This window comes from Pseudomonas sp. Ma2-10 (assembly GCF_054330215.1).
The window spans coordinates 81810-106004 of record NZ_JBTEYL010000015.1 but is presented as its reverse complement, the minus strand read 5'-3'; the positions used below and the strand labels follow the sequence as shown (position 1 = coordinate 106004).

Annotated in this window: 22 protein-coding genes; 10 read left to right on the top strand and 12 right to left on the bottom strand. The window is 59.6% G+C overall.

Annotated elements, in window-relative coordinates; translation table 11 throughout:
- Positions 1–404: 404 nt before the first annotated feature.
- On the bottom strand, positions 405–3299 hold the full coding sequence (locus ACXPVS_RS18375; RefSeq protein WP_458511193.1) for a ribonucleoside-diphosphate reductase subunit alpha: 2895 nt from the start codon (positions 3297–3299) through the stop codon (positions 405–407).
- Between the two features lie 739 nt (positions 3300–4038).
- Between ACXPVS_RS18375 and ACXPVS_RS18370 the strand changes: the two genes are divergently transcribed.
- Together ACXPVS_RS18370 and ACXPVS_RS18365 are read left to right on the top strand one after the other, a co-directional pair.
- Positions 4039–4752, top strand: coding sequence for a response regulator (locus ACXPVS_RS18370; protein WP_458511192.1), 714 nt, complete (start codon positions 4039–4041; stop codon positions 4750–4752).
- Complete coding sequence (locus tag ACXPVS_RS18365; protein ID WP_458511191.1) at positions 4749–6359, top strand: ATP-binding protein; 1611 nt, start codon at positions 4749–4751, stop codon at positions 6357–6359. The genes ACXPVS_RS18370 and ACXPVS_RS18365 overlap by 4 nt, the downstream gene beginning before the upstream one ends.
- A 53-nt stretch (positions 6360–6412) precedes the next feature.
- Here ACXPVS_RS18365 and ACXPVS_RS18360 read toward each other — a convergent pair whose 3' ends face one another.
- The gene (locus tag ACXPVS_RS18360) at positions 6413–7138 is read right to left on the bottom strand and encodes a 4'-phosphopantetheinyl transferase family protein (protein WP_458511190.1); all 726 of its coding nucleotides are present in this window, start codon (positions 7136–7138) and stop codon (positions 6413–6415) included.
- Positions 7139–7417: 279 nt separating this feature from the next.
- On the opposite strand from ACXPVS_RS18360, the gene ACXPVS_RS18355 reads away from it, so the two are divergent.
- The 3 genes from ACXPVS_RS18355 to ACXPVS_RS18345 all read left to right on the top strand — a co-directional run bounded on the left by ACXPVS_RS18355 (position 7418) and on the right by ACXPVS_RS18345 (position 10174).
- Positions 7418–8020 (top strand): hypothetical protein, encoded by a 603-nt coding sequence (locus ACXPVS_RS18355; protein WP_458511189.1) that lies wholly within the window; start codon positions 7418–7420, stop codon positions 8018–8020.
- A 133-nt stretch (positions 8021–8153) separates the two neighbouring features.
- A complete protein-coding gene (locus tag ACXPVS_RS18350) occupies positions 8154–8831 on the top strand; it encodes a response regulator (protein ID WP_458511188.1) in 678 nt (225 codons plus the stop codon).
- Positions 8828–10174 (top strand): ATP-binding protein, encoded by a 1347-nt coding sequence (locus ACXPVS_RS18345; protein ID WP_458511187.1) that lies wholly within the window; start codon positions 8828–8830, stop codon positions 10172–10174. The genes ACXPVS_RS18350 and ACXPVS_RS18345 overlap by 4 nt, the downstream gene beginning before the upstream one ends.
- A gap of 21 nt (positions 10175–10195) precedes the next feature.
- Here ACXPVS_RS18345 and ACXPVS_RS18340 read toward each other — a convergent pair whose 3' ends face one another.
- Positions 10196–11194 (bottom strand): AraC family transcriptional regulator, encoded by a 999-nt coding sequence (locus tag ACXPVS_RS18340; RefSeq protein WP_458511186.1) that lies wholly within the window; start codon positions 11192–11194, stop codon positions 10196–10198.
- Positions 11195–11533: 339 nt separating this feature from the next.
- On the opposite strand from ACXPVS_RS18340, the gene ACXPVS_RS18335 reads away from it, so the two are divergent.
- Together ACXPVS_RS18335 and ACXPVS_RS18330 are read left to right on the top strand one after the other, a co-directional pair.
- Positions 11534–12868, top strand: a complete 1335-nt coding sequence (locus tag ACXPVS_RS18335) for a dicarboxylate/amino acid:cation symporter (RefSeq protein ID WP_458511185.1) — start codon at positions 11534–11536, stop codon at positions 12866–12868.
- A gap of 144 nt (positions 12869–13012) precedes the next feature.
- Complete coding sequence (locus tag ACXPVS_RS18330) at positions 13013–14194, top strand: CaiB/BaiF CoA transferase family protein (RefSeq protein WP_458511184.1); 1182 nt, start codon at positions 13013–13015, stop codon at positions 14192–14194.
- 36 nt (positions 14195–14230) lie between these two features.
- Here the strand turns inward: ACXPVS_RS18330 and ACXPVS_RS18325 are convergent, their stop codons facing one another.
- Both ACXPVS_RS18325 and ACXPVS_RS18320 read right to left on the bottom strand, forming a co-directional pair.
- Entirely contained in the window at positions 14231–14725 is a 495-nt protein-coding gene (locus tag ACXPVS_RS18325) for a SprT family zinc-dependent metalloprotease (RefSeq protein ID WP_458511183.1), read from the bottom strand.
- A gap of 158 nt (positions 14726–14883) precedes the next feature.
- Complete coding sequence (locus ACXPVS_RS18320) at positions 14884–15486, bottom strand: Yip1 family protein (RefSeq protein WP_458511182.1); 603 nt, start codon at positions 15484–15486, stop codon at positions 14884–14886.
- A gap of 268 nt (positions 15487–15754) precedes the next feature.
- Here ACXPVS_RS18320 and ttcA point away from each other — a divergent pair, with 268 nt between their 5' ends.
- The gene (gene ttcA / locus ACXPVS_RS18315) at positions 15755–16579 is read left to right on the top strand and encodes a tRNA 2-thiocytidine(32) synthetase TtcA (RefSeq protein WP_458511181.1); all 825 of its coding nucleotides are present in this window, start codon (positions 15755–15757) and stop codon (positions 16577–16579) included.
- 67 nt (positions 16580–16646) lie between these two features.
- Positions 16647–17321: a DNA-3-methyladenine glycosylase I gene (locus ACXPVS_RS18310; protein WP_458511180.1), complete on the top strand. Its 675-nt coding sequence runs from the start codon at positions 16647–16649 to the stop codon at positions 17319–17321.
- 49 nt (positions 17322–17370) lie between these two features.
- Here the strand turns inward: ACXPVS_RS18310 and ACXPVS_RS18305 are convergent, their stop codons facing one another.
- Genes ACXPVS_RS18305 through arsC form a run of 3 tightly spaced genes read right to left on the bottom strand, consistent with a single transcriptional unit; the run spans position 17371 to position 18744 of the window.
- Positions 17371–17796, bottom strand: coding sequence for a DUF2069 domain-containing protein (locus ACXPVS_RS18305; protein ID WP_458511179.1), 426 nt, complete (start codon positions 17794–17796; stop codon positions 17371–17373).
- Position 17797: 1 nt separating this feature from the next.
- Complete coding sequence (wrbA, locus tag ACXPVS_RS18300) at positions 17798–18394, bottom strand: NAD(P)H:quinone oxidoreductase (protein WP_458511178.1); 597 nt, start codon at positions 18392–18394, stop codon at positions 17798–17800.
- Positions 18391–18744 (bottom strand): arsenate reductase (glutaredoxin), encoded by a 354-nt coding sequence (arsC, locus tag ACXPVS_RS18295; RefSeq protein ID WP_458511177.1) that lies wholly within the window; start codon positions 18742–18744, stop codon positions 18391–18393. The genes wrbA and arsC overlap by 4 nt, the downstream gene beginning before the upstream one ends.
- A 114-nt stretch (positions 18745–18858) precedes the next feature.
- On the opposite strand from arsC, the gene ACXPVS_RS18290 reads away from it, so the two are divergent.
- Positions 18859–19326 (top strand): redoxin domain-containing protein, encoded by a 468-nt coding sequence (locus ACXPVS_RS18290; RefSeq protein ID WP_458511176.1) that lies wholly within the window; start codon positions 18859–18861, stop codon positions 19324–19326.
- 50 nt (positions 19327–19376) lie between these two features.
- Here the strand turns inward: ACXPVS_RS18290 and ACXPVS_RS18285 are convergent, their stop codons facing one another.
- From ACXPVS_RS18285 to ACXPVS_RS18270, 4 genes are all read right to left on the bottom strand, one after another.
- Positions 19377–19781, bottom strand: a complete 405-nt coding sequence (locus ACXPVS_RS18285) for an META domain-containing protein (protein WP_458511175.1) — start codon at positions 19779–19781, stop codon at positions 19377–19379.
- On the bottom strand, positions 19781–20215 hold the full coding sequence (locus ACXPVS_RS18280) for a hypothetical protein (RefSeq protein WP_458511174.1): 435 nt from the start codon (positions 20213–20215) through the stop codon (positions 19781–19783). Before ACXPVS_RS18280 ends, ACXPVS_RS18285 begins: the two co-directional genes overlap by 1 nt.
- Before the next feature lie 77 nt (positions 20216–20292).
- Positions 20293–21285, bottom strand: a complete 993-nt coding sequence (locus ACXPVS_RS18275; protein WP_458511173.1) for a 2-hydroxyacid dehydrogenase — start codon at positions 21283–21285, stop codon at positions 20293–20295.
- Positions 21286–21306: 21 nt separating this feature from the next.
- A complete protein-coding gene (locus tag ACXPVS_RS18270) occupies positions 21307–24060 on the bottom strand; it encodes a response regulator (RefSeq protein ID WP_458511172.1) in 2754 nt (917 codons plus the stop codon).
- Positions 24061–24195 lie beyond the last annotated feature (135 nt).

The following is a 24195-nucleotide window of genomic DNA, read 5'->3' as shown; positions in this document are numbered from 1 at the left end:
ATACCCTCTCGATAATGACTTGATATCGAATAGCCTCGGATTGCTACCTTAGAAGCCCTCGGTGAATCCAATTATTGCTCAGGGCCTTTTTGACCCTGTTATCGCGTTGTTTGCGTGATGGGCGGGGTCGCGTCGGCACTTGTTTTCTCATCGATGCCGGGGCATAAGTGACCCCTGCTTCAATTTGGGCAATTCTCAGAATATCCAGCACATCATCGCCAACGACGTCGCTGTCTAGGTACTCGACAGTTGTACGAGTGGGTAGTCGGGCGCTTATCCATAGTGATAGCAGGGCGGGAATATAGAAACTTCGTTTTTTGCTGTAAACCAAAAAAAACCCCTGTTTTATCAGGGGTTTTTTTGGTTTCTAAAGCTTAGTGTATCCGCTTATTTGTACCTGGCTGTCATTGGCAAGCTTCACAATCCGGCTCGTCGATGGCGCAAGCTTTCGGCACTGGAGCAGGGCCGGCAGGCGCTGCCAGGACCGAATCTTCACCGTGGTTGCCGCCGCTGGAAACAGCGTTCAGCTTGCCGGTGTTGATGGTCGACTTCTCAGTGCTGGTCGCGGCCAGGGCACGGAGGTAGTAAGTGGTTTTCAGGCCACGGTACCAAGCCATGCGGTAGGTCACATCCAGTTTCTTGCCCGATGCGCCGGCAATGTACAGGTTCAGCGATTGAGCCTGGTCGATCCACTTCTGACGACGGCTTGCCGCGTCAACGATCCACTTGGTGTCCACTTCGAAGGCCGTCGCGTAGAGCTCTTTGAGTTCTTGCGGGATGCGCTCGATCTGTTGCACCGAACCGTCGTAGTACTTCAGGTCGTTGATCATGACCGAGTCCCACAGGCCGCGAGCCTTCAGATCGCGAACCAGGTACGGGTTGATCACGGTGAATTCGCCCGACAGGTTCGATTTCACGTAGAGGTTCTGGTAGGTCGGTTCGATCGACTGCGATACGCCAGTGATGTTGGCGATGGTCGCGGTCGGTGCGATGGCCATGATGTTGGAGTTACGAATGCCTTTCTGAACGCGGGCACGAACCGGTGCCCAGTCCAGGGATTCGTTCAGGTCAACGTCGATGTACTTCTGGCCACGTTGCTCGATCAGGATCTGTTGCGAATCCAGCGGCAGGATGCCTTTGGACCACAGCGAACCCTGGAACGTCTCGTAGGCGCCGCGCTCGTCGGCCAGGTCGCAGGAAGCCTGGATTGCGTAGTAGCTGACCGCTTCCATCGACTTGTCGGCGAACTCGACGGCAGCGTCGGAACCGTAAGGAATGTGCTGCAGGTACAAAGCGTCCTGGAAGCCCATGATGCCCAGACCGACCGGACGATGCTTGAAATTGGAGTTCTTCGCTTGTGGCACCGAGTAATAGTTGATGTCGATAACGTTATCGAGCATGCGAACGGCGGTGTTCACGGTGCGTTCCAGCTTGGCGGTGTCGAGCTTGCCGTTGGTGATGTGGTTCGGCAGGTTGATCGAGCCCAGGTTGCAAACGGCGATCTCGTCCTTGTTGGTGTTCAAGGTGATCTCGGTGCACAGGTTCGAGCTGTGAACCACGCCAACATGCTGCTGCGGGCTGCGCAGGTTGCACGGGTCTTTGAAGGTCAGCCATGGGTGGCCGGTTTCAAACAGCATGGACAGCATTTTGCGCCACAGGTCTTTGGCCTGGATGGTCTTGAACAGCTTGATCTTGCCCGGGTACTCGGACAGGGCTTCGTAGTACTCGTAACGCTCTTCGAAGGCCTTGCCGGTCAGTTCGTGCAGGTCCGGCACTTCGGACGGCGAGAACAGGGTCCACTTGCCGTCATCGAAGACGCGCTTCATGAACAGGTCAGGGATCCAGTTGGCAGTGTTCATGTCGTGGGTACGACGACGATCATCACCGGTGTTCTTGCGCAGCTCGATGAACTCTTCGATGTCCATGTGCCAGGTTTCCAGGTAGGCACACACAGCGCCTTTGCGCTTGCCACCCTGGTTGACGGCGACGGCGGTGTCGTTCACGACTTTCAGGAACGGAACAACGCCCTGGGATTTGCCGTTGGTGCCCTTGATGTACGAACCGAGTGCACGAACCGGGGTCCAGTCGTTGCCCAGGCCGCCCGCAAATTTCGACAACATGGCGTTGTCGTGGATCGCGTGATAGATGCCCGACAGGTCATCCGGCACGGTGGTCAGGTAGCAACTCGACAGCTGTGGACGCAGAGTACCGGCGTTGAACAGGGTCGGAGTCGACGACATGTAGTCGAAGGACGACAACAGGTTGTAGAACTCGATCGCACGGTCTTCTTTGTTTTTTTCTTCGATCGCCAGGCCCATGGCCACGCGCATGAAGAAGATCTGCGGCAGTTCGAAGCGGATACCGTCCTTGTGGATGAAGTAACGGTCGTACAGGGTTTGCAGGCCCAGGTAAGTGAACTGCTGATCGCGCTCGTGGTTGATCGCCTTGCCGAGTTTTTCCAGGTCGAAGGTCGCCAGGATCGGGTTCAGCAATTCGAATTCGATGCCTTTGGCGATATAGGCTGGAAGCGCCTTGGCGTACAGGTCGGCCATTTCGTGGTGGGTCGCGCTTTCGGCGACTTCCAGGAAGCTCAGGCCTTCGGCGCGCAGGGTGTCCATCAGCAGGCGGGCGGTCACGAACGAGTAGTTCGGCTCACGCTCGACCAGTGTACGGGCAGTCATCACCAAAGCGGTGTTGACGTCGGTCAGGGCCACGCCGTCGTACAGGTTTTTCAGGGTTTCGCGCTGGATCAGGTCGCCGTCGACTTCTGCAAGGCCTTCGCACGCTTCGGTAACGATGGTGTTCAGGCGGCCCATGTCCAGAGGAGCAAAGGTGCCATCGGCGCGGGTGATGCGGATCGACGGGTGAGCGTTGACAGCTTCTTCGGCCGGCGCGTGGGCGGCGCGTTCTTTCGAACGACCGTCACGGTAGATCACGTAGTCGCGCGCTACTTTCTGCTCGCCGGCACGCATCAGGGCCAGTTCGACCTGATCCTGGATTTCTTCGATGTGGATCGTGCCGCCCGAGGGCATGCGACGCTTGAAGGTCGCGGTGACTTGTTCGGTCAGACGGGCAACGGTGTCGTGGATTCGCGACGAAGCGGCAGCGCTGCCGCCCTCAACTGCGAGAAACGCTTTGGTGATCGCGACGGTAATCTTGTCATCGGTGTAAGGAACGACAGTGCCGTTACGCTTGATCACGCGCAGCTGGCCAGGCGCGGTGGCGGACAGATCCGAAGTCGAATCAGCGGCCTGCGGCAAGGTGCCCTGCGGGTTCTCGCGAGTTGTGTCGGTTTGCATGGGGGGTTGTCTCCACATTCTCTATGTTTGTTTGGGCACCATCACGGTGCCCACCGTTCCGTCCTGAAGCACTACAACCGGCAAAGGGCCGGGCATACCAACTTCGGGACAGATCAGGAAGGGGCAATTGGGGCGCCGCTTCCATGCCGAAGTCTTTGGTCACAGGCCTTGAGCCTGAAACCGGGATCCATTTGGGTGACAGTAATTGACTGCAACACCCGTACCGTTAACGCCGTTTTCGGGTCAAAAACAGTAGCCATCCGCACGCGGGGTTTGGTCTTTCGAAACTACGTTTGGTTCAACCGGACAGAGGCAATAAAAGCGCTTGAAATCGATGTCTGGTTTGTGTTTGGTTTTTTACGCAAAACCCTACATGTAGGGTTTTTTTGGCGCCGGGGTACAAGATAATGCGTTTTGGGGGGTGTTGCAACGTACTACCTGTGGATAAACCTGTGCGTAAATTGTGTGTGAAAGGTGGAACAGGCGTGTAGGCCGCGACCTAGCTGGAGCGGACCGTTTTTCACTGATTTTCAATGATTGAAAACGGCCATTTGAATTTTTAAGGGCGCGAACCCTATCACAAAAAACCGCGTTGTCCGAACGCATTTACCGGCTTGTGTTCTTGGCGAGCGGCGTTTATACAATCGGCCAATGCAGATGCATTCTTATCCTCCCCCATCATGACAAAAAGACGGGCGGATCCTTCCTTATTAAGTGTTGTTGGCAAGCAGAGGTCACCGTGGAGCAAGAAGCCTGGCAGGTATTGATTGTCGAGGACGACCAGCGTCTGGCCGAACTGACCCGCGACTACCTGGAAGCCAATGGTCTGCGCGTATCGATCGAGGGCAACGGCGCCTTGGCCGCGGCACGGATCATCAAGGAGAAACCGGACCTGGTGATCCTCGACCTCATGTTGCCGGGCGAAGACGGACTGAGCATCTGCCGCAAGGTCCGCGACAAGTATGACGGCCCGATCCTGATGCTCACCGCCCGCACCGACGACACCGATCAGATTCTTGGCCTGGACCTGGGCGCCGACGACTACGTGTGCAAACCCGTTCGCCCACGCCTGCTGCTGGCGCGCATCCAGGCCCTGTTGCGACGCAGTGAAACACCTGAAGTGGCGCCGGAAAAACAACGGCGTCTGCAGTTCGGTCCCTTGGTGGTCGACAACGCATTGCGCGAAGCCTGGCTGAATGACAACGGCATCGAGTTGACCAGCGCTGAGTTCGATCTGCTCTGGCTGCTGGTCGCCAACGCCGGGCGTATCCTGTCCCGGGAAGAGATTTTCACTGCATTGCGCGGCATTGGCTATGACGGCCAGGACCGTTCCATCGACGTGCGCATCTCGCGCATTCGCCCCAAAATCGGCGATGACCCGGAGCATCCACGGCTGATCAAGACCATCCGCAGCAAAGGTTATCTGTTCGTTCCACAAGCCTGCACGCTGTGAACTCTATCTTCCTGCGCATTTATGGCGGCATGTGCGCGGCGCTGATTCTGGTGGCGGTACTCGGCGTGCTGGCCTTGCACCTGCTTAACCAGGTGCGCGGCGAGCAATACCGCGAACGCCTTGCCCATGGCACGTTCTCGCTGATGGCCGACAATCTGAACCCGATGAACGAAACCGAGCGCCACCGAGCCTTGCTGGTGTGGGAACGGTTGTTGGGAATTCCTCTGGCGCTGAAGACCTTTGCTCAAACCGACCTCGACCTCACCCAGCGTACCCGCGTGCTTCGCGGGCAGGCGCTGGTGGAACAGACCGGTCCGCATGCGGCGAGGGTTTACCGGTTGGTCAGCGACAAGGAACAGTTGGTGCTGACCGGCGAAGTTCAGCAGATCAGCGAGCAACTGGCCCGGGCGACTATTTACCTGCTGGCCGATGAACTGGTGCGCTACCCGGTCGCCGAGCAACCCGAGCGCCTGGCGCAGTTGAAGCGCGATAAAGGGTTTGGTTTCGACTTGCGGCTGGTGACGATCGAGCAGGCGGACATGGACGAGGACCAGAGTCGCCGGGTGTCCGAGGGTGACACGGTGATGGCGCTGGGCAAGGGCGGCGATTCGATCCGGGTGTTTGCCGGCATGGTCGGTACGCCGTGGGTGCTGGAAATCGGCCCGTTGTATCAGATGAATCCTTATCCGCCAGAGTGGCTGGTGCTGATCGCCGCGCTGGGTTTGAGCCTGATCGGTTTGATCGTCTATTTGTTGGTGCGCCAACTTGAGCGCCGCTTGCGTGGCCTGGAAGCGGCCGCCACGCGCATCGCCAAGGGCAGCCTGGAAACCCGCGTGCCGGCACGCGGCGCCGACTCGGTGGGACGGCTGGCCTCGGCGTTCAACGGCATGGCCGAGCACTTGCAGCAGTTGCTGGCGATTCAGCGTGAGCTGGTGCGCGCCGTGTCTCATGAGCTGCGCACACCCGTGGCGCGGTTGCGATTTGGTCTGGAAATGATCGGCTCGGCCACCACGCCGCAAGCGTTGGAAAAATACTGCGAAGGCATGGACCACGACATCGAAGATCTCGATCGTCTGGTGGATGAGATGCTCACTTACGCACGACTGGAACAGGGTTCGCCGGCGCTGAATTTTCAGCGGATCGATCTGGATGCGTTGGTCAATCAGGTGATCGAAGAACTGGCGCCGTTACGCGCCGAGGTCACGGTGCAGCGCGGTCTGTGTTTGTCCGCCGCTGACAACGACGACGCGTGGGTCGAGGCCGAGCCACGCTACCTGCACCGGGCGTTGCAGAACCTGGTGAGCAACGCCATGCGCCACGCCCAATCACGGGTGACCGTCAGCTATCAGGTCGGGCAGCAGCGCTGTCGAGTGGATGTCGAGGATGACGGGCCGGGTGTGCCGGAAACGGCCTGGGAGAAGATTTTCACACCCTTCCTGCGCCTCGATGACAGCCGTACCCGTGCCTCCGGTGGGCATGGGTTGGGGTTGTCCATCGTACGGCGAATCATCCATTGGCATGATGGCCGGGCGTTGATCAGCAAGAGCAAAAGCCTGGGCGGGGCGTGTTTCAGCCTGAGCTGGCCGAGGAATCAAGAGAAACGTTGAGCTTGGCGCTTGCCCTGTAACAGCCTTCGGTAGCGGCTACAGAGGAAGCGTTCTCAGGCCTTGATGCTGACCAGACTCAACAACTGCCCATCAATGACCCCGAACTGCGCATCCAGCTCAGTGCCATTGCGCCATTCGCTGGACAGATCTGTCAGCAGCCGCAGCCGTACTTCACCGCTTTCGGCCCACTCCAGAACTTCGGCATGTTCAAAATAAAAGCGCTGCTGAACGATCGGATACAGCGCCTTGAACAGGCTTTCTTTCACCGAAAATGTCAGGGTCACCAGCATCGCCAATTGATCGCGACGGCCGGCGGTCATGCGTTGCAACTCTGGCGGGGTGAGGATTTCCCCGGCCAGTCGCTCGGCCCGTTCAGGGTTGAGCAGGTTTTCCAGGTCCATTCCCAGGCCGCGCCAGTGGGTTTTCTTCGCGACAATCGCCGAGGCCCGGCCGGTGCTGTGAGTGATCGAGCCTGAAATATGCGTCGGCCACACCGGCGCCCGGTCCTCGCCGATGGCCGGGATAAAGCTCAGCCCTTCCAACTGTTGCAACGCCGCTCGAGCGCAAACCCGCCCGGCGAGGAACTCCGCCTGACGCTTGGCGACCGAACGCTGGATGGTGGGCGGCAGCTCGATGGCGCTGCGCTGGAAATCATCACTGGCCAGTTGCGAGGGATCGAAGTGAGTGCTCAACAGCACCGTATCGGGCAGCGCAAACGGCAGCGACCAATGGGCATCAAGTGGAGTACAGCAGACGGGTAGGGCGGGGGCGCGATTCATGCGGGGCATTTTGCCGGGTTGCTCTCAGGCTGGGTAGCACAAAGCTTTGGATTGGCGTCGCGGCCATAGGCTGACAAATTTATAGTCAGCCCGCTCAAGGCCAGCAAGACGAAAGCGAGAAACAAGCGCATGGTCGGATCTCCTGACGGAAAAGTTGTCAAAAACAGCTGGGTCGATCTGGTTCAGCTCAGGTTCAGAGTGCGTTCAGGGGGAGTTCAGGGCCGGGTGAGTAACCTTGCCCCGTACCCAAATAGCAAATAGCACATAAGGAACTCTCCTATGACTGGCTTCAAAAAACTGCTTCTGGCTTTCACTGTCCTGAGCGCAAGTACCGCGGCTTTCGCTTCCGACGACAATTTCGCCAGCCTTACTTTTGGGCAGACCAGCGACAAGGTCAAAAAATCCCACGCCCTGAACGACAACCTCAACAGCCCGAACGCCGACGGCGTGATCGGCAAGAACAACACCTGGGGTGTGCGTCTGGGCCAGCAAAACAGCCAGCGCCGCTACTACGCCACTTACGACAACGTGTCGGGCTCGCACAATGGCATTAAACTGCGTCAGGAAAACCTTCTGGGCAGTTACGATCTGTTCTACCCGGTGGGCGGCAGCACCAAACTGTTCGGCGGCGCCACGGCCGGTTTGACCAAAATGACTCAGGATTCGCCAGGTTTCAGCCGCGACAGCGACATCGGTTACGCCATCGGCGGCCAATTGGGTGTCCTGCAACAGGTCTCGCAAAACACCTCGGTAGAACTGGGTTACCGTTACCTGCGCAGCAACGCCAGCACCGAGATGAGCGAGCGCGGTGGCGGCAAACAGGGTTCGCTGAACCTGACCAGTAGCGCCCAGACTTACCTGTCGGCGAACTACGCTTTCTAAGAAGCGTTGCGCGAAAGGCCTGCGCCGGATCAATCCCAAGGACTGATCCGGCGTCGCCCTGTTAGCCATTGAGGTACGCGTGCCATTGGGTGAGTCGAGCCTCTGGAGATGATGATTTGCCTGGGAGAGCGTTATGAAACTGCTGGTCGTTGAAGATGAAGCGCTGTTGCGCCATCACCTGCAAACCCGCCTGACGGACAGCGGCCACGTGGTCGAGTCCGTGGCCAATGCCGAAGAGGCGCTGTACCAGACCGAGCAGTTCAACCATGACCTGGCGGTGATCGACCTCGGCCTGCCGGGCATGGGCGGGCTCGACCTGATCCGCCAACTGCGTTCGCGCGGCAAGACCTTTCCGATCCTGATCCTCACCGCTCGTGGCAACTGGCAGGACAAGGTCGAAGGCCTCGCCGCCGGCGCCGACGATTATGTGGTCAAGCCGTTTCAGTTCGAAGAACTCGATGCCCGGCTGAACGCGTTACTGCGCCGCTCCAGCGGTTTCACCCAGTCGACCATCGTCGCCGGGCCGTTGCTGCTGGACCTGAACCGCAAACAGGCGTCCCTCGATGAACAACCGCTGGGGCTGACGGCATACGAGTACCGGATTCTTGAGTACCTGATGCGTCATCACCAGCAAGTGGTGGCCAAGGACCGCTTGATGGAACAGCTCTACCCGGACGACGACGAGCGCGATCCGAACGTGATCGAAGTGTTGGTCGGCCGTCTGCGGCGCAAACTTGAAGGTCCGGCCGGCTTCAAACCGATCGATACCGTGCGTGGTCTCGGCTACCTGTTCAATGAGCGCTGCACTTGATTCGTTCCCTTCGTGTCCGTTTGATGCTCGCCGCCACGATCCTGGCGGTGTTGTTCATGCTGGCGTTGCTGCCAGCGATGCAGGGCGCGTTCAGCATGGCGTTGCAGGACTCGATTGAACAGCGCCTGGCGTCAGACGTCACCACGCTGATCTCCGCCGCCCGGGTGGAGAACAACCGCTTGCAGATGCCGGCGCAGTTGCCCGATGAGCGTTTCAACCTGACTGACGGCCGTTTGCTTGGCTACATCTATGACCGCGAAGGGCACCTGGTCTGGCGCTCGAAGGGCACCCAGGAAGAGCACATCAACTACACACCGCGTTACGACGGACGCGGTAACGAGTTCGCGAGAATCAGCGAAGCCAACGGCCAGGAATTCTTCGTCTATGACGTCGAGGTCAAACTGCTCGGCGGCAAGAGCGCGGCGTTCAGCATCGTCGCGCTGCAACCGGTGCGTGAGTACGAAGCCACCCTCGAAGGTCTGCGGGAAAACCTTTACCTGGGATTCGGTGCAGCCTTGCTGGTGTTACTCGCGCTACTGTGGATCGGCCTGACCTGGGGCTTGCAAGCGTTGCGCCGGCTCAGTCAGGAGCTGGACGAGATCGAAAGCGGCACCCGCGAAAGCCTCAGCGAACAACACCCGCGCGAACTGTTGCGCCTGACCGGCTCCCTCAATCGCTTGCTGCACAGCGAGCGCGAACAACGCAGCCGCTATCGCGATTCCCTCGACGACCTGGCTCACAGCCTGAAAACCCCGCTGACCGTGTTGCAAGGCGTCAGCGAAGACATGGCCCAGCGCCCGGCCGATCGTGATCAGGCCTGGGTGCTGCAAACCCAGATCGAGCGCATGAGCCAGCAGATCGGATATCAACTGCAACGCGCCAGCCTGCGCAAAAGCGGTCTGGTGCGCCATCAGGTACGCCTGCGTCCGGTGCTGCAAAGCTTGTGCGACACACTGGACAAGGTCTACCGCGACAAGCGCGTGCGGGTCGCGTTCGATCTGCCAGAGCAGTGTTATGTGCCGATCGAGCAGGGCGCCTTGCTGGAAATGATGGGCAACCTGCTGGAAAACGCCTATCGGCTGTGCCTCGGCGAAGTACGCATCAGCGTGAGCGAAAGCCTTGGCGGGGTTGAATTGTGTGTTGAGGATGACGGGCCGGGCGTGCCACCGGATCAGCGAGCGCGGATTCTGCAGCGGGGGGAACGGCTGGATCGCCAGCATCCGGGGCAGGGGATTGGGCTGGCGGTGGTCAAGGACATTATCGAGAGCTACAACGCGAAGCTGATGCTGGGGGATTCGTCGATGGGTGGGGCGGCGTTTCGGATTCATTTTCCGGTGGTTTGAGATCGGTGCGATCTCTTGACCTTAATTATCCTTGGCGCGGTAGGCCCCCGGCGTCAACCCGGTCCACTTCTTGAACGCCCGGTGAAACGCCGAAGGCTCGGAAAACCCCAGTTGCTCGGCAATCTGCTGCAACGACAAATCCGCCCGCCCCAGGTGATAAATCGCGATGTCCCGGCGCAGCTGATCCTTCAACGCCTGAAAACTCGACCCTTCCTCCCGCAAATGCCGACGCAAGGTTTGCGGACTGATGTGCAGATGCGCGGCCACTGCTTCCAGGTCCGGCCAGCGTGAACTGTCGCGGCTGAGCAATCTTCGCAGCTGGCTGCTCAAACTGTCACCGTCATCCGGGCGCGACAACAGGTCGGCGGGGGAGTGTTCGAGGAAATGTTTGAGCGTCCGTTCGTCCTGCAACAGCGGCATGTTCAGGTAGCGACTGTGAAACAGCAGGCTGCTCTGCGCGCTGGAAAAGATCATGGGGCAGGGGAACAGCAAATCGTATTCGGCGCCGTGTTCGGGTGTCGGGTAGCTGAACGTCACCTGATCCAGCCGAATGCGCTGGCCGATCAGCCAACTACCGAATCGGTGCCACACCATCAACTGGCTCTCGGTGAGAAAGTGGTCCGGGTCGCGGAACTGCGAATCGTCGAGGCTCAGGCGAATCATGTCGTCTTCGCGGGTCAGGGTCAGACGCGGGCTGTCGGGGAATAAGCTGTAAAACAATAGGCCGCGTTGGAGGGCTTTCTCCAGATTACGGCAGTGGATCACTGCATGGCACATCATCGCGAAGCTGCCGGTTTTGCTCGGAACCGGCCCGAAGCCCAGGTATTCGTCGTCCAGTGCCAACCACAGTCCCTGGATCAATCGGGTGAACTGTTCAGGCGCGATTCTCGCTCGTGGCTCTTCAAGCAACTCGGGGCTGATGCCGAGTTGTTGCAGCAAATGTGAATAGTCATAACCCAGCCGGCGTGCGCCCCCGAGGGCGGCACGGGCGAAATGACTGGCGATGGTGCGTTCGCGCATAGAAGGCAAGTCCGTCCATTGAGCGACGGATGGTAGCCGTGGTGCCTGATGATCAACAAGGCGGATATCCGCCAAATTGTAGGACGAGGTCTGGTCGATGGGCGGAAATCCGCCACTTTGCCGTAACCGTTTGGTGACCAAGAAAAACCCGCAACCCTTGAGGTCAACAGGCTGGCTGGCGATTTGACGAAGGTGGCACGGGGCTTGCGATACAACCCGCAGATGCCTGCCGTTGCGCAGCTCGATAAAACAAATCCCTCCAGTGCAGGAGGGTTCGCAATTGAAGTGTCTTTGGCAACAGATGGATGTTGTCACCGGGCACTTTTGAGGAACTTTACAATGACGACTCGTCAGCCACTGTACAAATCCCTGTATTTCCAGGTGATCGTTGCTATTGCCATCGGCATCCTGCTCGGTCACTTCTACCCGCAGACTGGTGTGGCCCTCAAGCCGCTGGGTGACGGGTTCATCAAACTGATCAAAATGATCATCGCCCCCATCATCTTTTGCACCGTCGTCAGCGGTATCGCGGGCATGCAGAACATGAAGTCGGTTGGCAAGACCGGCGGTTACGCGCTGCTCTACTTCGAAGTCGTTTCGACCATCGCCTTGCTGGTCGGTCTGGTGGTGGTCAACATCGTGCAGCCGGGTGCTGGCATGCACATCGACGTTACTACGCTGGATGCCTCCAAAGTCGCTGCTTATGTAGCGGCCGGTGCTGATCAAAGCGTCGTTGGCTTCCTGTTGAACGTGATCCCGTCCACCATCGTCGGCGCGTTCGCCACGGGCGATATCCTGCAAGTGCTGATGTTCTCGGTGATCTTCGGTTTCGCCCTGCATCGTCTGGGAGCCTACGGCAAGCCGATCCTGGACTTCATCGATCGCTTCGCCCACGTGATGTTCAACATCATCAACATGATCATGAAGCTCGCGCCAATCGGTGCCTTCGGTGCCATGGCGTTCACCATCGGTGCCTATGGTGTGGGTTCGCTGGTGCAACTGGGTCAGTTGATGGCGTGCTTCTACATCACTTGCGTGCTGTTCGTTCTGGTCGTGCTGGGCAGTATCGCTCGCGCTCACGGCTTCAGCGTGCTGAAAGTGATCCGCTACATCCGCGAAGAGTTGCTGATCGTGCTGGGTACGTCTTCTTCGGAATCGGTGCTGCCACGCATGCTGATCAAGATGGAACGTCTGGGTGCGCAGAAATCCGTTGTGGGTCTGGTGATCCCGACCGGTTACTCGTTCAACCTCGACGGCACGGCCATCTACCTGACCATGGCAGCGGTGTTTATTGCTCAGGCAACCGACACCCAAATGGACATCACTCACCAGATCACCCTGCTGGTGGTGTTGCTGCTGTCCTCCAAAGGCGCTGCGGGCGTGACCGGTAGTGGCTTCATCGTGTTGGCGGCCACCTTGTCCGCCGTTGGCCACTTGCCGGTTGCCGGCCTGGCGTTGATCCTCGGTATCGACCGCTTCATGTCCGAAGCCCGTGCCCTGACCAACCTGGTCGGTAACGCTGTTGCCACTCTGGTGGTGGCCAAGTGGGTCAAGGAGTTGGATGTTGACGTGATGCACGCCGAGCTGGCTTCTGGCGGTCGCGGCATCGCCGACACCCGTCCTGAAGATGACCTGGGCGTGGCCGAAGGCCCGACCCCAATCAACGTCAAATAAGACGGCTGCACTGAAAAAACCCGCTTCGGCGGGTTTTTTCATGCCTGCGATTTGAGCGCAACGGTCAGCGCATCTGACGCATAAGGTGATTGCTGCAATGCCGTCGGCTGCCTAGTCTGGAAACATCGTTTACGGAGAACGGCCATGCTCGGTCCACTGGCATCACTCAAGGTTCTGGATTTCTCGACACTGCTGCCGGGGCCGTTCGCTTCGCTGTTGCTGGCTGACATGGGCGCCGAGGTGCTGCGCATCGAATCGCCAACGCGCATGGACCTGCTGCGGGTATTGCCGCCTCACGATCAGGGCGTCTCCGCCAGCCATGCCTACCTCAATCGCAATAAGCGCAGCCTGGCGCTGGACCTCAAGCAGCCTGAGGCGCTGGAGGTGATCAAGCAGTTACTTGTCGAGTACGACATCGTGCTGGAGCAGTTCCGCCCCGGCGTGATGGACCGATTGGGCCTGGGTTATGAAGCCTTGAAGGCGATCAAGCCAAAACTGATCTACGTGTCGATCACCGGTTATGGCCAGACCGGCCCCTACAAGGACCGCGCCGGCCACGACATCAACTACCTGGCGCTGGCGGGGCTGGCGAGCCACACCGGTCGCGCCGACAGCGGACCGCTGCCGTTGGGCATGCAAGTGGCGGATATCGCCGGTGGCTCGTTGCACGGGGTGATCGGGCTGCTGGCGGCGGTTATCGCCCGGCAGCAAACCGGGTTGGGGCAACACTTGGATGTGAGCATGACTGACTGTGTGTTCAGCCTGAACGCAATGGCCGGCGCCGGGTATCTGGCCTGTGGCAAGGAGCCGGGAAGGGAAGATCAGATGCTCAACGGTGGCAGTTTCTATGACTATTACCGTTCCCGTGACGGGCGCTGGTTTTCGGTGGGCAGTCTGGAGCCGGCGTTCATGAAGCAGCTGTGTGCAGCGTTGGGACTGGAAGCACTGGAAACCTTGGGGTTATCGCCTGAACCCGCCTTGCAAAAGGCGCTGAAGAACGCGCTGAGGATTGAGTTCGAGACGCGCGATTTCGCCGAGTTGTGTGCACTGTTTTCCAGGTTGGATGCGTGTGTCGAGCCGGTGTTGAGTTTGGGCGAAGCGGTGCGGCATCCGCAGTTGAAGGCTCGGGCGATGGTGGCCGATGTGCCGCGTGGTGACGGGACGACTCAGGCGCAGATGGCGTGTCCGTTGAAGTTTTCGCAAGGGTTGCCCGAGCCACGGCATATCGGCGCGACGTTGGGCCAGCATACCGATCAGGTGTTGGGGGCGTTGGGATACAGCGCTGAGCGGATTGAAGCGTTGCGCCGTGGCAGGGTCGTTACTTAGATCGTGCCCACACAGAGCGCTGGAACGATCAGACGGTCACTCGACGCGCATTTCCCCACTGAACACCAACGTACTCCGGCATCGCCGACACAAATACCGCCGCCCTTGCCGCACCAAACCATGGCGCTGGGCCGAAAACGGAAAGTCGCTGTCCACACACGGGCATTTGTAGATGTAGCGTGTCACGCTGCGGCGTTTGACGTCGTAGGTGTGGCAGCGATTGGGCGGCAGTTCATACACGCCGCGCATGATCAGTTGCCACTCTTCGCCATGGGGCTGGATGCGGTCGCCGAACAGTTGATGAGCGATCAGGTGCGCAACCTCATGGGCCACGGTTTGTTTGAGAAAATCTTCGGAGTTTTCCCGGTACAGCTGCGGATTGAAGCGCAGCAGGTTCTCATGCAAATGCGCGACACCGGCTTTTTGCCCGCGCAGCTTGAGGCTCACCACGGGGCGTTTGAAAGGGCGTTTGAAAAAGGATTCGGCTAGCTGGTAACAGTCTTCGACGCGTGTATTGAGTTGCTCGGGCATGCTTGATGGATCTCCAGAGACGTCGAGTATGCCGCAACGCTCGGGAGTTGCGAATCTCCTAGGCGCCGAATGGTCGTCACCGGTTTCTGTCCTTGAGCATTAGAAGGCCGCCTTGCGGCGGCCTGTGTTGGCAGATCTTGTTTTTGGGTGATGTGTTGCTAATTGGTGTAGACCGGCCCCACGCCGAGTCCCCAGACAATGACAGTGAACGCCATGATGGCTACCAGCACCACGAGGCCTACAGCAAGCACCGAACTCGAAAACAGGAATCCCTCGTCTGATGGAATGTTCATGAAAGTGGGTAGCCCCACATACAGCAGGTACACCGTGTAACAGATGGCCGCGGTGCCGACGATCATCCCAAGCCACATGTGTGGGTACAGCGCCGCCAGACCGCCGATAAACAGCGGTGTCGCGGTGTAGGTCGCAAATGCAACGCAGCGTGCCAGGCTCGGGTTGGCGTCATAGGTGCGAGCCATCCAGTGGATGAACGCGCCCATTACCGCCACACCGCCGAGCATCGCCAGGTACGACATGATCGTCATCCATACCGCACTTTCCATGGTCAGCATCACCGGTGCGCGACTGCCGATGACCCAGCCGACCTGAGTGGTGCCGATAAACGCTGACACGGCCGGAATCGCCGCCAGAATCAGCGTGTGGGTGAGATACATGTGACTGATGCTTTCCTCCTGGTCGCCACGAATCTCTTTCCATTCTTGGTCAGGGTGGGTGAAGAGCCCCACTACGTGATGGATCATGCCAGTCACTCCTCTTGTTTTTACCGTCGCCCCCCAGTGGAGCGCCTGCGGGCCAAAGTGGCCGAGTAAGGAAAGGTCTGGATATGTGTGTGACCTTATGTCGCAGTATAGAAAGGTCTTAACGGTGCAGGTTGCAGGGCTTTAGAGCAAATTGCGCTGTAAACCCTCCTGTTAATCGCCGCAGGGTCTGTCGCGTAGAGGGACTTCGCCCTTGACGCGTTTTTGCGTAAAATGCCGGCCTTTCGTCACACCTCACGGGTTTCGCCTCATGGGCACTCTTACGGTCAACCAGAACAAACTGCAAAAGCGCCTGCGTCGCCAGGCCGGTGAGGCTGTTGCCGATTTCAACATGATTGAAGACGGCGACAAGGTCATGGTCTGCCTGTCCGGTGGCAAGGACAGCTACACCCTGCTCGACGTGCTGATGCACTTGCAGAAGGTCGCCCCGATCAAGTTCAAGATCGTGGCCGTGAACATGGACCAGAAACAGCCGGGTTTCCCTGAACACGTGCTACCGGCCTACCTCAAAAAGTTGGGTGTCGAGTACCACATCGTCGAGAAAGACACCTATTCGGTGGTCAAGGAGCTGATCCCGGAAGGCAAGACCACCTGTTCGCTGTGCTCGCGCCTGCGTCGCGGCACGCTCTACACCTTCGCCGACGAAATCGGCGCGACCAAGATGGCCCTCGGTCATCACCGCGACGACATCGTCGAGACCTTTTTCCTGAACATGTTCTTCAACTGCTCGCTCAAAGCCATGCCGCCGAAGCTGCGCGCCGACGATGGCCGCAACGTAGTGATCCGCCCGTTGGCCTACTGCAACGAAAAAGACATCCAGGCCTACTCGGACTTCAAGCAATTCCCGATCATCCCGTGCAACCTCTGCGGTTCTCAGGAAAACCTGCAACGCCAGGTGGTCAAGGACATGCTTCAGGAGTGGGAACGCAAGACGCCAGGCCGGACCGAAAGCATTTTCCGCAGCTTGCAGAACGTGATTCCGTCGCAGTTGGCGGACCGCAACCTGTTCGATTTCACCAACCTGCGGATCGACGAAACCGCTGCATCACGCTTCGTCAACGTAGTGAACCTTTGAGGCTTAAAACCGCTCTGACACACGGCGCTTGCGGGCGCCGTTTTCATTTCATTCCTTGGGAGAGGGCATGCGCGATTACAAGTGGCTGCACGAATACTGTCTGAACCGCTTCGGTTCAGCGGCTGAACTGGAAGCCCATCTGCCGGTTCCGAAAACCCCGGCGCAATTGCGCAAGATCAGCGACGACCGCTATCTCTCGACCATGGCGCTGCGTGTCTTCCGTGCCGGGCTCAAGCACAGCCTGGTGGATGCCAAATGGCCGACGTTCGAAGAAGTGTTCTTCAAGTTCGACCCTGAGAAAGTGGTGCTGATGAGTGCCGAACACCTTGAGCGTTTGATGCAGGACGCGCGGATCATTCGTCACTTGGGCAAACTCAAGAGCGTGCCGCGCAACGCGCAGTTCATTCTGGATGTGGCGCATGAGAAGGGCAGCTTCGGCGCGATGATCGCCGATTGGCCGGTCACGGATATCGTTGGGTTGTGGACCTGCCTGAAAAAACGCGGTCATCAATTGGGTGGGTTGTCGGCGCCGCGGTTCTTGCGGATGGTGGGCAAGGATACGTTTGTGCCGAGCTACGACGTGGTCGCGGCGTTGAATGCGCAGAAGATCGTCGACAAGGTGCCGACCAGTCTGCGGGACCTGGCCACGGTGCAGGGCGTGTTCAACCAGTGGCATGAAGAAAGTGCTGGGCGGCCGATGAGCCAGATTTCAATGATGCTGGCGTATACCGTCAATCACTGACGAAGATGATCGTTCCCATGCAGAGCATGGGAACGATCACGATAGGAGGTCAGGCGACGTGAATCTCGCCCTCGCCAGCTAACTTGCGGTTCAATTGAAACCGCCACCGCACATACAGCAGCGCCGAGCAGAACACCGCCAGGCTCGCGCCCATTTCCAGTAAACCAAACAGCTGCCGGTTCGGGTCATACGCCGCCAATGCGCCCTTGATGAAATACAGATTCACCACAAAACACATCCATGAATGCCCGCGCGCACTGCCGGAAATCATGCCCGGCGCCAGCAACAGCAGCGGTACCAGTTCGATCAGCAGAATCACCCACGGCCGGGCGCCGTGCAGGTCGGCAATCACCAGGTAGTAGACGCACAGCAAACCCACCAAACCGAAGTAGCACAGCAGGCTGATGACACGCATCGCCCGAACCCGCGGTTCGAGCCATTCGAGGGAGGGCAAAATCTTCGGCTTTTTGGCCACGTCAGTTCCCCAGTTTCTGTGCAGTCTTCGCCAAGCGCAGGCCCAAGGCCCGACACAGCGCGACTTCATGTTCATTCAAGCCGCTTTTGCCATCGGCCCCGGCGTGATGGCTGGCGCCGTAAGGCGTGCCGCCGCCACGGGTTTCCAGCAAGGCCGATTCGCTGTAAGGCAGGCCGGTGATTAGCATGCCGTGGTGCAGCAACGGCAACATCATCGACAGCAGCGTGGTTTCCTGGCCGCCGTGCAGGCTCGCGGTGGAGGTGAACACGCCAGCCGGCTTGCCCACCAGAGCGCCGGTCAGCCACAGATTGCTGGTGCCGTCGAGGAAGTACTTGAGCGGCGCCGCCATGTTGCCGAACCGGGTCGGGCTGCCCATGGCCAGTCCCGCGCAGTTCTTCAAATCGTCGAGGCTGGCGTACAGCGCGCCTTCGTCCGGGATGTCCGACGACACGGCTTCGCATTCGCTGGATATCGCCGGGACCGTGCGCAACCGGGCTTCAAGACCGGCCTGCTCGACACCACGGGCGATCTGCCGGGCCATTTCATTGGTCGAGCCGCTGCGGCTGTAATACAGAACCAGGATGTACGGTGCACTCACGGCAGCAGCTCCAGTACATTCTCCGGCGGCCGGCCGATGATGGCGTTGTCGCCGACTTCCAGAATCGGTCGCTCCATGAGTTTCGGGTTGGCGGCGATGGCGGCGATCAATTGCGCCTCGCTCAGGCTGCTGTCGGCCAGGTTGAGGGTTTTGTACTCGTCCTCACCGGTGCGCAGCAGTTGCCGGGCACTGATGCCCAGCTTGGACAGCAGGCGCTGGATCTGCGCGGCGTCCAGCGGGGTGTCCAGGTAGCGGACCACCGTCGGGGTCAGGCCACGGGCTTCGAGCAGTTCGAGCGCACCGCGGGATTTCGAGCAGCGCGGGTTGTGATAAAGCGTCAGATCGGTCATGTGCGGTTCGCATCTTGCGTAAGGTGACGGCTATTCTAACTGTGCAGCGCGTAATCCAGAACCTTGGGAGGCGATGGGTCGCAGGCGCATTTAATTTTGAACAAGGAATACGACATGACTAGGCGACTGGCAGCGGCATTGGCGATCATCGGTACGTTATTGCTGGGGGGGTGTGGTAACGACTATGGCATCGACCAGAGCGGTCAGAAAGTCGCCGCCGAACGTCTGGACAAGCAATGGCTGGTGCTCAATTACTGGGCTGAGTGGTGCGGGCCTTGCCGGACCGAGATCCCGGAATTGAACAGCCTGGCCGATCAGCTCAAGGACAAGAAGATTGGTGTGTTTGGGGTCAACTTCGACAATGTGCAGGGTGAAGAGCTGAAAAGCGCCAGTGAAAAACTGGGCATCAAGTTCACCGTGCTGGCGTCTGATCCGGCCGATCTTTTTGAGTTGCCACGCAGTGAGGCGTTACCGGTGACTTACATCATCGATAACAAGGGCAAGGTAAGGGAGCAACTGATGGGGGAGCAGACGGCAGCGGGGGTAATGGCGAAGCTTGAGGCATTGCAGGCGAAGAACTGAGTGCGGTGATCGTTCCCTCACAGGCGTGAGGGAACGATCAACTAGAGGGATCAACCCTCTTCAAGCCACCAACGCAACGGCTTCCCTTCTGCTGGCCAGAAGCGCATCTGGTCGATCGGCGAGACGTCCCAGCGCTGAACGTTTTCCAGCGCCTGGAGGAAACGCTTTTCTTGCTCCATCAACGCCGGCGCACACAGTTTGCGGGTGCTGCCAACCTTGCCGAAGCTCAACTGGTCGCCTTCCAGAGTGTACGGCGCGAACCAATGGTTGCAGCCGCCGTTGCCGTAGGCCCGACCGTCTTCATCGAGGGTGATGGTCAGGTGGCTGTAATCCATCAACGGGCGTTCGCCAATCCACTCCAGAATGTAGCTGCGGTTCTGTTGCAATTGCACCGGCCCGGCAGCGCAGCCCAGCAGGCTGGCGCCAACCATCGCCGTCAGAGCGAGGCGTTTCATCACGCGGGCTCCTGGCATTTCGGGCACAGGTGCTTCTCGCCAACCGTGGTCCAGCCCAGTTCGGTGATCCGCGCGGTGGCAGCAGGCTTTTCGGCTTTGTTGCCCTGCTTGGCATCGACCGCGAACTCGAAACTCAGCTCTTTGGCGCAGCTGTCGCAGTTGACTTTCCAGGTGTGGATCGCCAGTTCACCGAACACCGGACCACTGGCCACTGCGACCCATTGGCCGGGCGGGTTGATCAAGTGGCGAACCGTTTCGACGGTCAGGCGCATGGACAAGTCCTTGGCGCCTTTGAGGGTCACTACCAGCACGTCGTTGTTACGAATCGAGCCGCCGTTGCCGGTGACTTGATAACGCCCCGGCACAAGGGCGCGGCATTCGGTGAGGGTGTGTTGCGGGTTCATCAGGCTATAGCGGAAATCGTGTTCGACCATGGGTCCTCCAAATATGCGCGGCATGCTAGCACGGACATCAGCGCAGCATGACGCGGGCGCATGACCTTCGATCTGGTTCAGTCACCCTTCACTAGATTCGTTGGCGCGCCTACCGCCCAGGCGGCGATGTTCTGCAGGGTGGTCGCGGCAATCGCGCCCAGGGCCTCGCGGGTCAGGAAGGCCTGGTGAGCGGTGACGATCACGTTCGGAAAGGTCAGCAGCCGCGCCAGCACATCGTCCTGCAGCGGCAGGTCGGAACGGTCCTCGAAGAACAACTGCGCCTCTTCTTCGTACACGTCCAGCCCCAGATAACCCAGTTGACCGTCCTTTAACGCGTCGATCAACGCCGGGGTGTCCACCAGACCACCGCGCCCGGTGTTGATCAGCATCGCACCCGCTTGCATGTGCGCCAGTGACTCGCGATTGATCAAGTGTTTGCTTTGTTCATTGAGCGGGCAGTGCAGGCTGATGATCTGCGACTCGGCCAGCAGTTTCGGCAGGCTCAGGTAGCGAGCGCCGAGCGCTTCGACTTGCGGGTTGGGGAAGGGGTCGTACGCCAGCAATTGGCAGCCAAAGCCGTTCATGATTTTCGCGAAGGTCGCGCCGATCTGCCCGGTGCCGACGACGCCGACGGTCTTGCCCACCAGGTCGAAGCCGGTCAGCCCGTGCAGGCTGAAATCCCCTTCGCGCGTGCGGTTGTAGGCGCGGTGCAGGCGTCGGTTGAGCGCCAGGATCAGCGCCACCGCATGTTCGGCCACCGCGTGGGGTGAGTAGGACGGGACGCGCGCAATCGCCAGCCCCAGACGCTTTGCCACTGCCAGATCTACATGGTTGTAACCGGCCGAGCGCAGGGCGATCAGGCGTGTGCCGCCCGCGGCCAGGCGTTCGAGCACCGGCGCGCTGAGGTCATCATTAATGAAGGCACAGACCACTTCGTGTTGCTCGGCCAGCGCCACGGTATCAAGGCTCAGTCGCGCCGATTGAAAGTGCAGTTCAATGCCGGCCGGTAGCTCGGCACTGAGAAAACTGTCGCGGTCGTAGGTCTGGCTGCTGAAAAGAATCGTGCGCATGCGGTCCTCCTGGAACGTACATCAAGCATTTATACGGGCATGGGCGGCCAGGCGGTTGATGGCCCGGTCGAGGTCTTCCAGTGCGCTGGGGGTTTTGGGGTCCTGTTGTTTGAGCAGGGTTTCGCTGCGCTGGCAGGCGGCGCGCAGTTGCGGGACACCGCAATAGCGCGTAGCACCGTGCAGGCGATGGACGCGCTCGATCAGGGCATTCTGGTCGTTGTGTTCCCGGGCGAAGCGAATCGCCTCGCGATCGGCTTCCAGCGACGCCAGCAGCATTGCCAACATGTCCGCCGCCAGATCAGCCTTGCCGGCCGCCAGGCGCAAACCTTCTTCGTGATCGAGCACCTGCAACTCATGACCGCCACCGTGGCTGTCGCTGGAGCGCTCCGGCCCATGATTGCGCAGCGCCAGGCCGGTCCACTTCAGCACCACTTGGGCCAATTGCCGTTCGCTGATCGGTTTGGTCAGGTAGTCGTCCATGCCGCTTTGCAGCAGGGCACGTTTTTCGTTGGCCATCGCGTGAGCGGTGAGGGCAACGACCGGCAGCGGCGTGCAATGCCGTTCACTTTCCCACTGGCGAATTGCTTCAGTGCTTTGCCGGCCATCCATGCCGGGCATCTGAACGTCCATCAGCACCAGGTCGAAGGTTTCGGTCTGCACGGCCTTGACCGCCGCGTAACCGCTTTCCACTGCGAGGACTTTGGCGCCCATGTCTTCGAGCAGGGTTTGCACCAGCAGCAAGTTGGCAGGGTTGTCGTCGACACAAAGCACTTTTGGCGCACGGCTGGACACCGGTTCACTAGGTTCGCTGCGGTGCTGGCGCGGGTTGACCAGGTCGGACAAGGCCCGCCGCAGCTTGCGGGTGCAGGCCGGTTTGGCCTGGAGCTGGCTGTGTGGATTAGGCACCGAGAGGTGGAACAGCGTCTGTTCGGTGGTTGGGCATAACACCAGCACCTTGCAGCCCAGGTGTTCGAGGTCCCAGATGTGCTGGTTGAGGCGTTCCGGCGGCATGTCGTTACTGGTGATGCCGAGCACCGCCAGGTCGATCGCCTGATCGGTCTGATGCGCGCCGGTCACGCCATTGGTCAGGCTTTCCAGCGTATTGAACGGGGTGACTTCGAGGCCGCAGTCTTCCAGTTGATGCTGCAATGCCTGGCGGGCCAGTTCGTGGTTTTCCAGCACCGCCACGCGGCGCCCGAGCAACGGCGGACCAGGCAGGTCTTCGGCATCGTCGCGGGCTTTGGGCAGGCTCAGACTGATCCAGAATTCGGAACCTTCACCGGGGGTGCTGTCGACGCCAATTTCGCCACCCATCTGTTCGATCAGACGTTTGGAAATCACCAACCCGAGGCCGGTGCCGCCGGGTTGCCGCGACAGCGAATTGTCGGCCTGGCTGAAGGCCTGGAACAAGGCGCGCACGTCCTGGTTCGACAGCCCGATGCCGGTGTCCTGAATGCTGATGCGCAGTTGCACGCTGTCTTCGTGCTCTTCCTCAAGCATGGCCCGGGCGACAATGGTGCCTTCGCGGGTGAACTTGATCGCATTGCTGACCAGGTTGGTGAGAATCTGCTTGAGCCGCAGCGGGTCACCCACCAGCGACAGCGGCGTATCGCGATAAACCAGGCTCACCAACTCCAGCTGTTTGGCGTGGGCGGCCGGGGCGAGGATGGTCAGCGTGTCCTGGAGCAGGTCGCGCAAGTTGAACGGAATATTGTCGAGTACCAGTTTGCCGGCCTCGATTTTCGAGAAGTCGAGAATCTCGTTGATGATCCCCAGCAGGCTGTCGGCGGACTTTTCGATGGTGCCCAGATAGTCGAGCTGGCGCGGGGTCAGCTCGCTTTTTTGCAGCAGATGCGTGAAGCCGAGAATGCCGTTGAGCGGCGTGCGGATTTCATGGCTCATGTTGGCCAGGAACTCGGATTTGATCCGGCTGGCTTCAAGGGCTTCCTTGCGCGCCAGGTCCAGTTCGATGTTCTGGATCTCGATGGTTTCCAGGTTCTGGCGCACGTCTTCGGTGGCCTGGTCGATGCTGTGTTGCAATTCCTCCTGCGCGTTCTGCAAGGTGCCGGCCATACGGTTGATGCCCGATGCGAGTGTGTCCAGCTCCTGGCTGCCGAGGGGCGGCAGGCGGGTTTCCAGATGACCGTCCTTGAGTTGCGCCACCGCTTGCTTGATCTGGCTCAGCGGCCGATTGATGGCGCGGCCCATGCGTAACGCCAGCAGCGCTGCGCCGGCAAGGCCTGCGCCGATCAGCAATAAGCTGGCGAACAGGCTGCGGTAACCGCGCAGCAGCATGCCGTTGTGGGACAGTTCGAGTTCGACCCAGCCCAGCAGCCGGTCGGCTTCTTCGGGAATCAAATCACCGGCCAGATTGCGGTGCTTGCCGAACACCGGCAGCAAGTAACGCGTCGCGTCATTGCCGCTGCGGCGCAGCATCTGCGAACTGTTGCCGATCGGTGCCTGATTGAGCATGGTCGGGCCGGCATGGGCCAACAGGGAGCGGTCGGGCGCGAGAAACGAAACGGCGCGAACGTCCGGTTGTTCTAGCGATTGGGTCGCGGTGCGTTCCAAAAGCTCGGTGTTCTTGTGGCCCATGGCCGGGGCCACCAGGGGCGCCAGTTGTTCGGCGATCATCTCGCCACGCTGCATAAGCTGGGTTTGCAGGTCGGATTGCTGCATCCAGGTGAAATAACCGCCCAGGACCAAAGCCATCAGGCTGGTCGGCAACAGGGTCAGCAACAATACGCGGCCTTTAATTCCCAGTTTCTTGAGCACGCATCTCTCCTGCATCCAGCGATTTAATGACCTGCACGTACGTCCGGCACGCGCCACCTGCGCAGTGTAGCGATTTGCAGGCGGGCAATCTTCGTAAAATTGATGTCGTCATTCGTCGGCGGGAACAGCACTTTT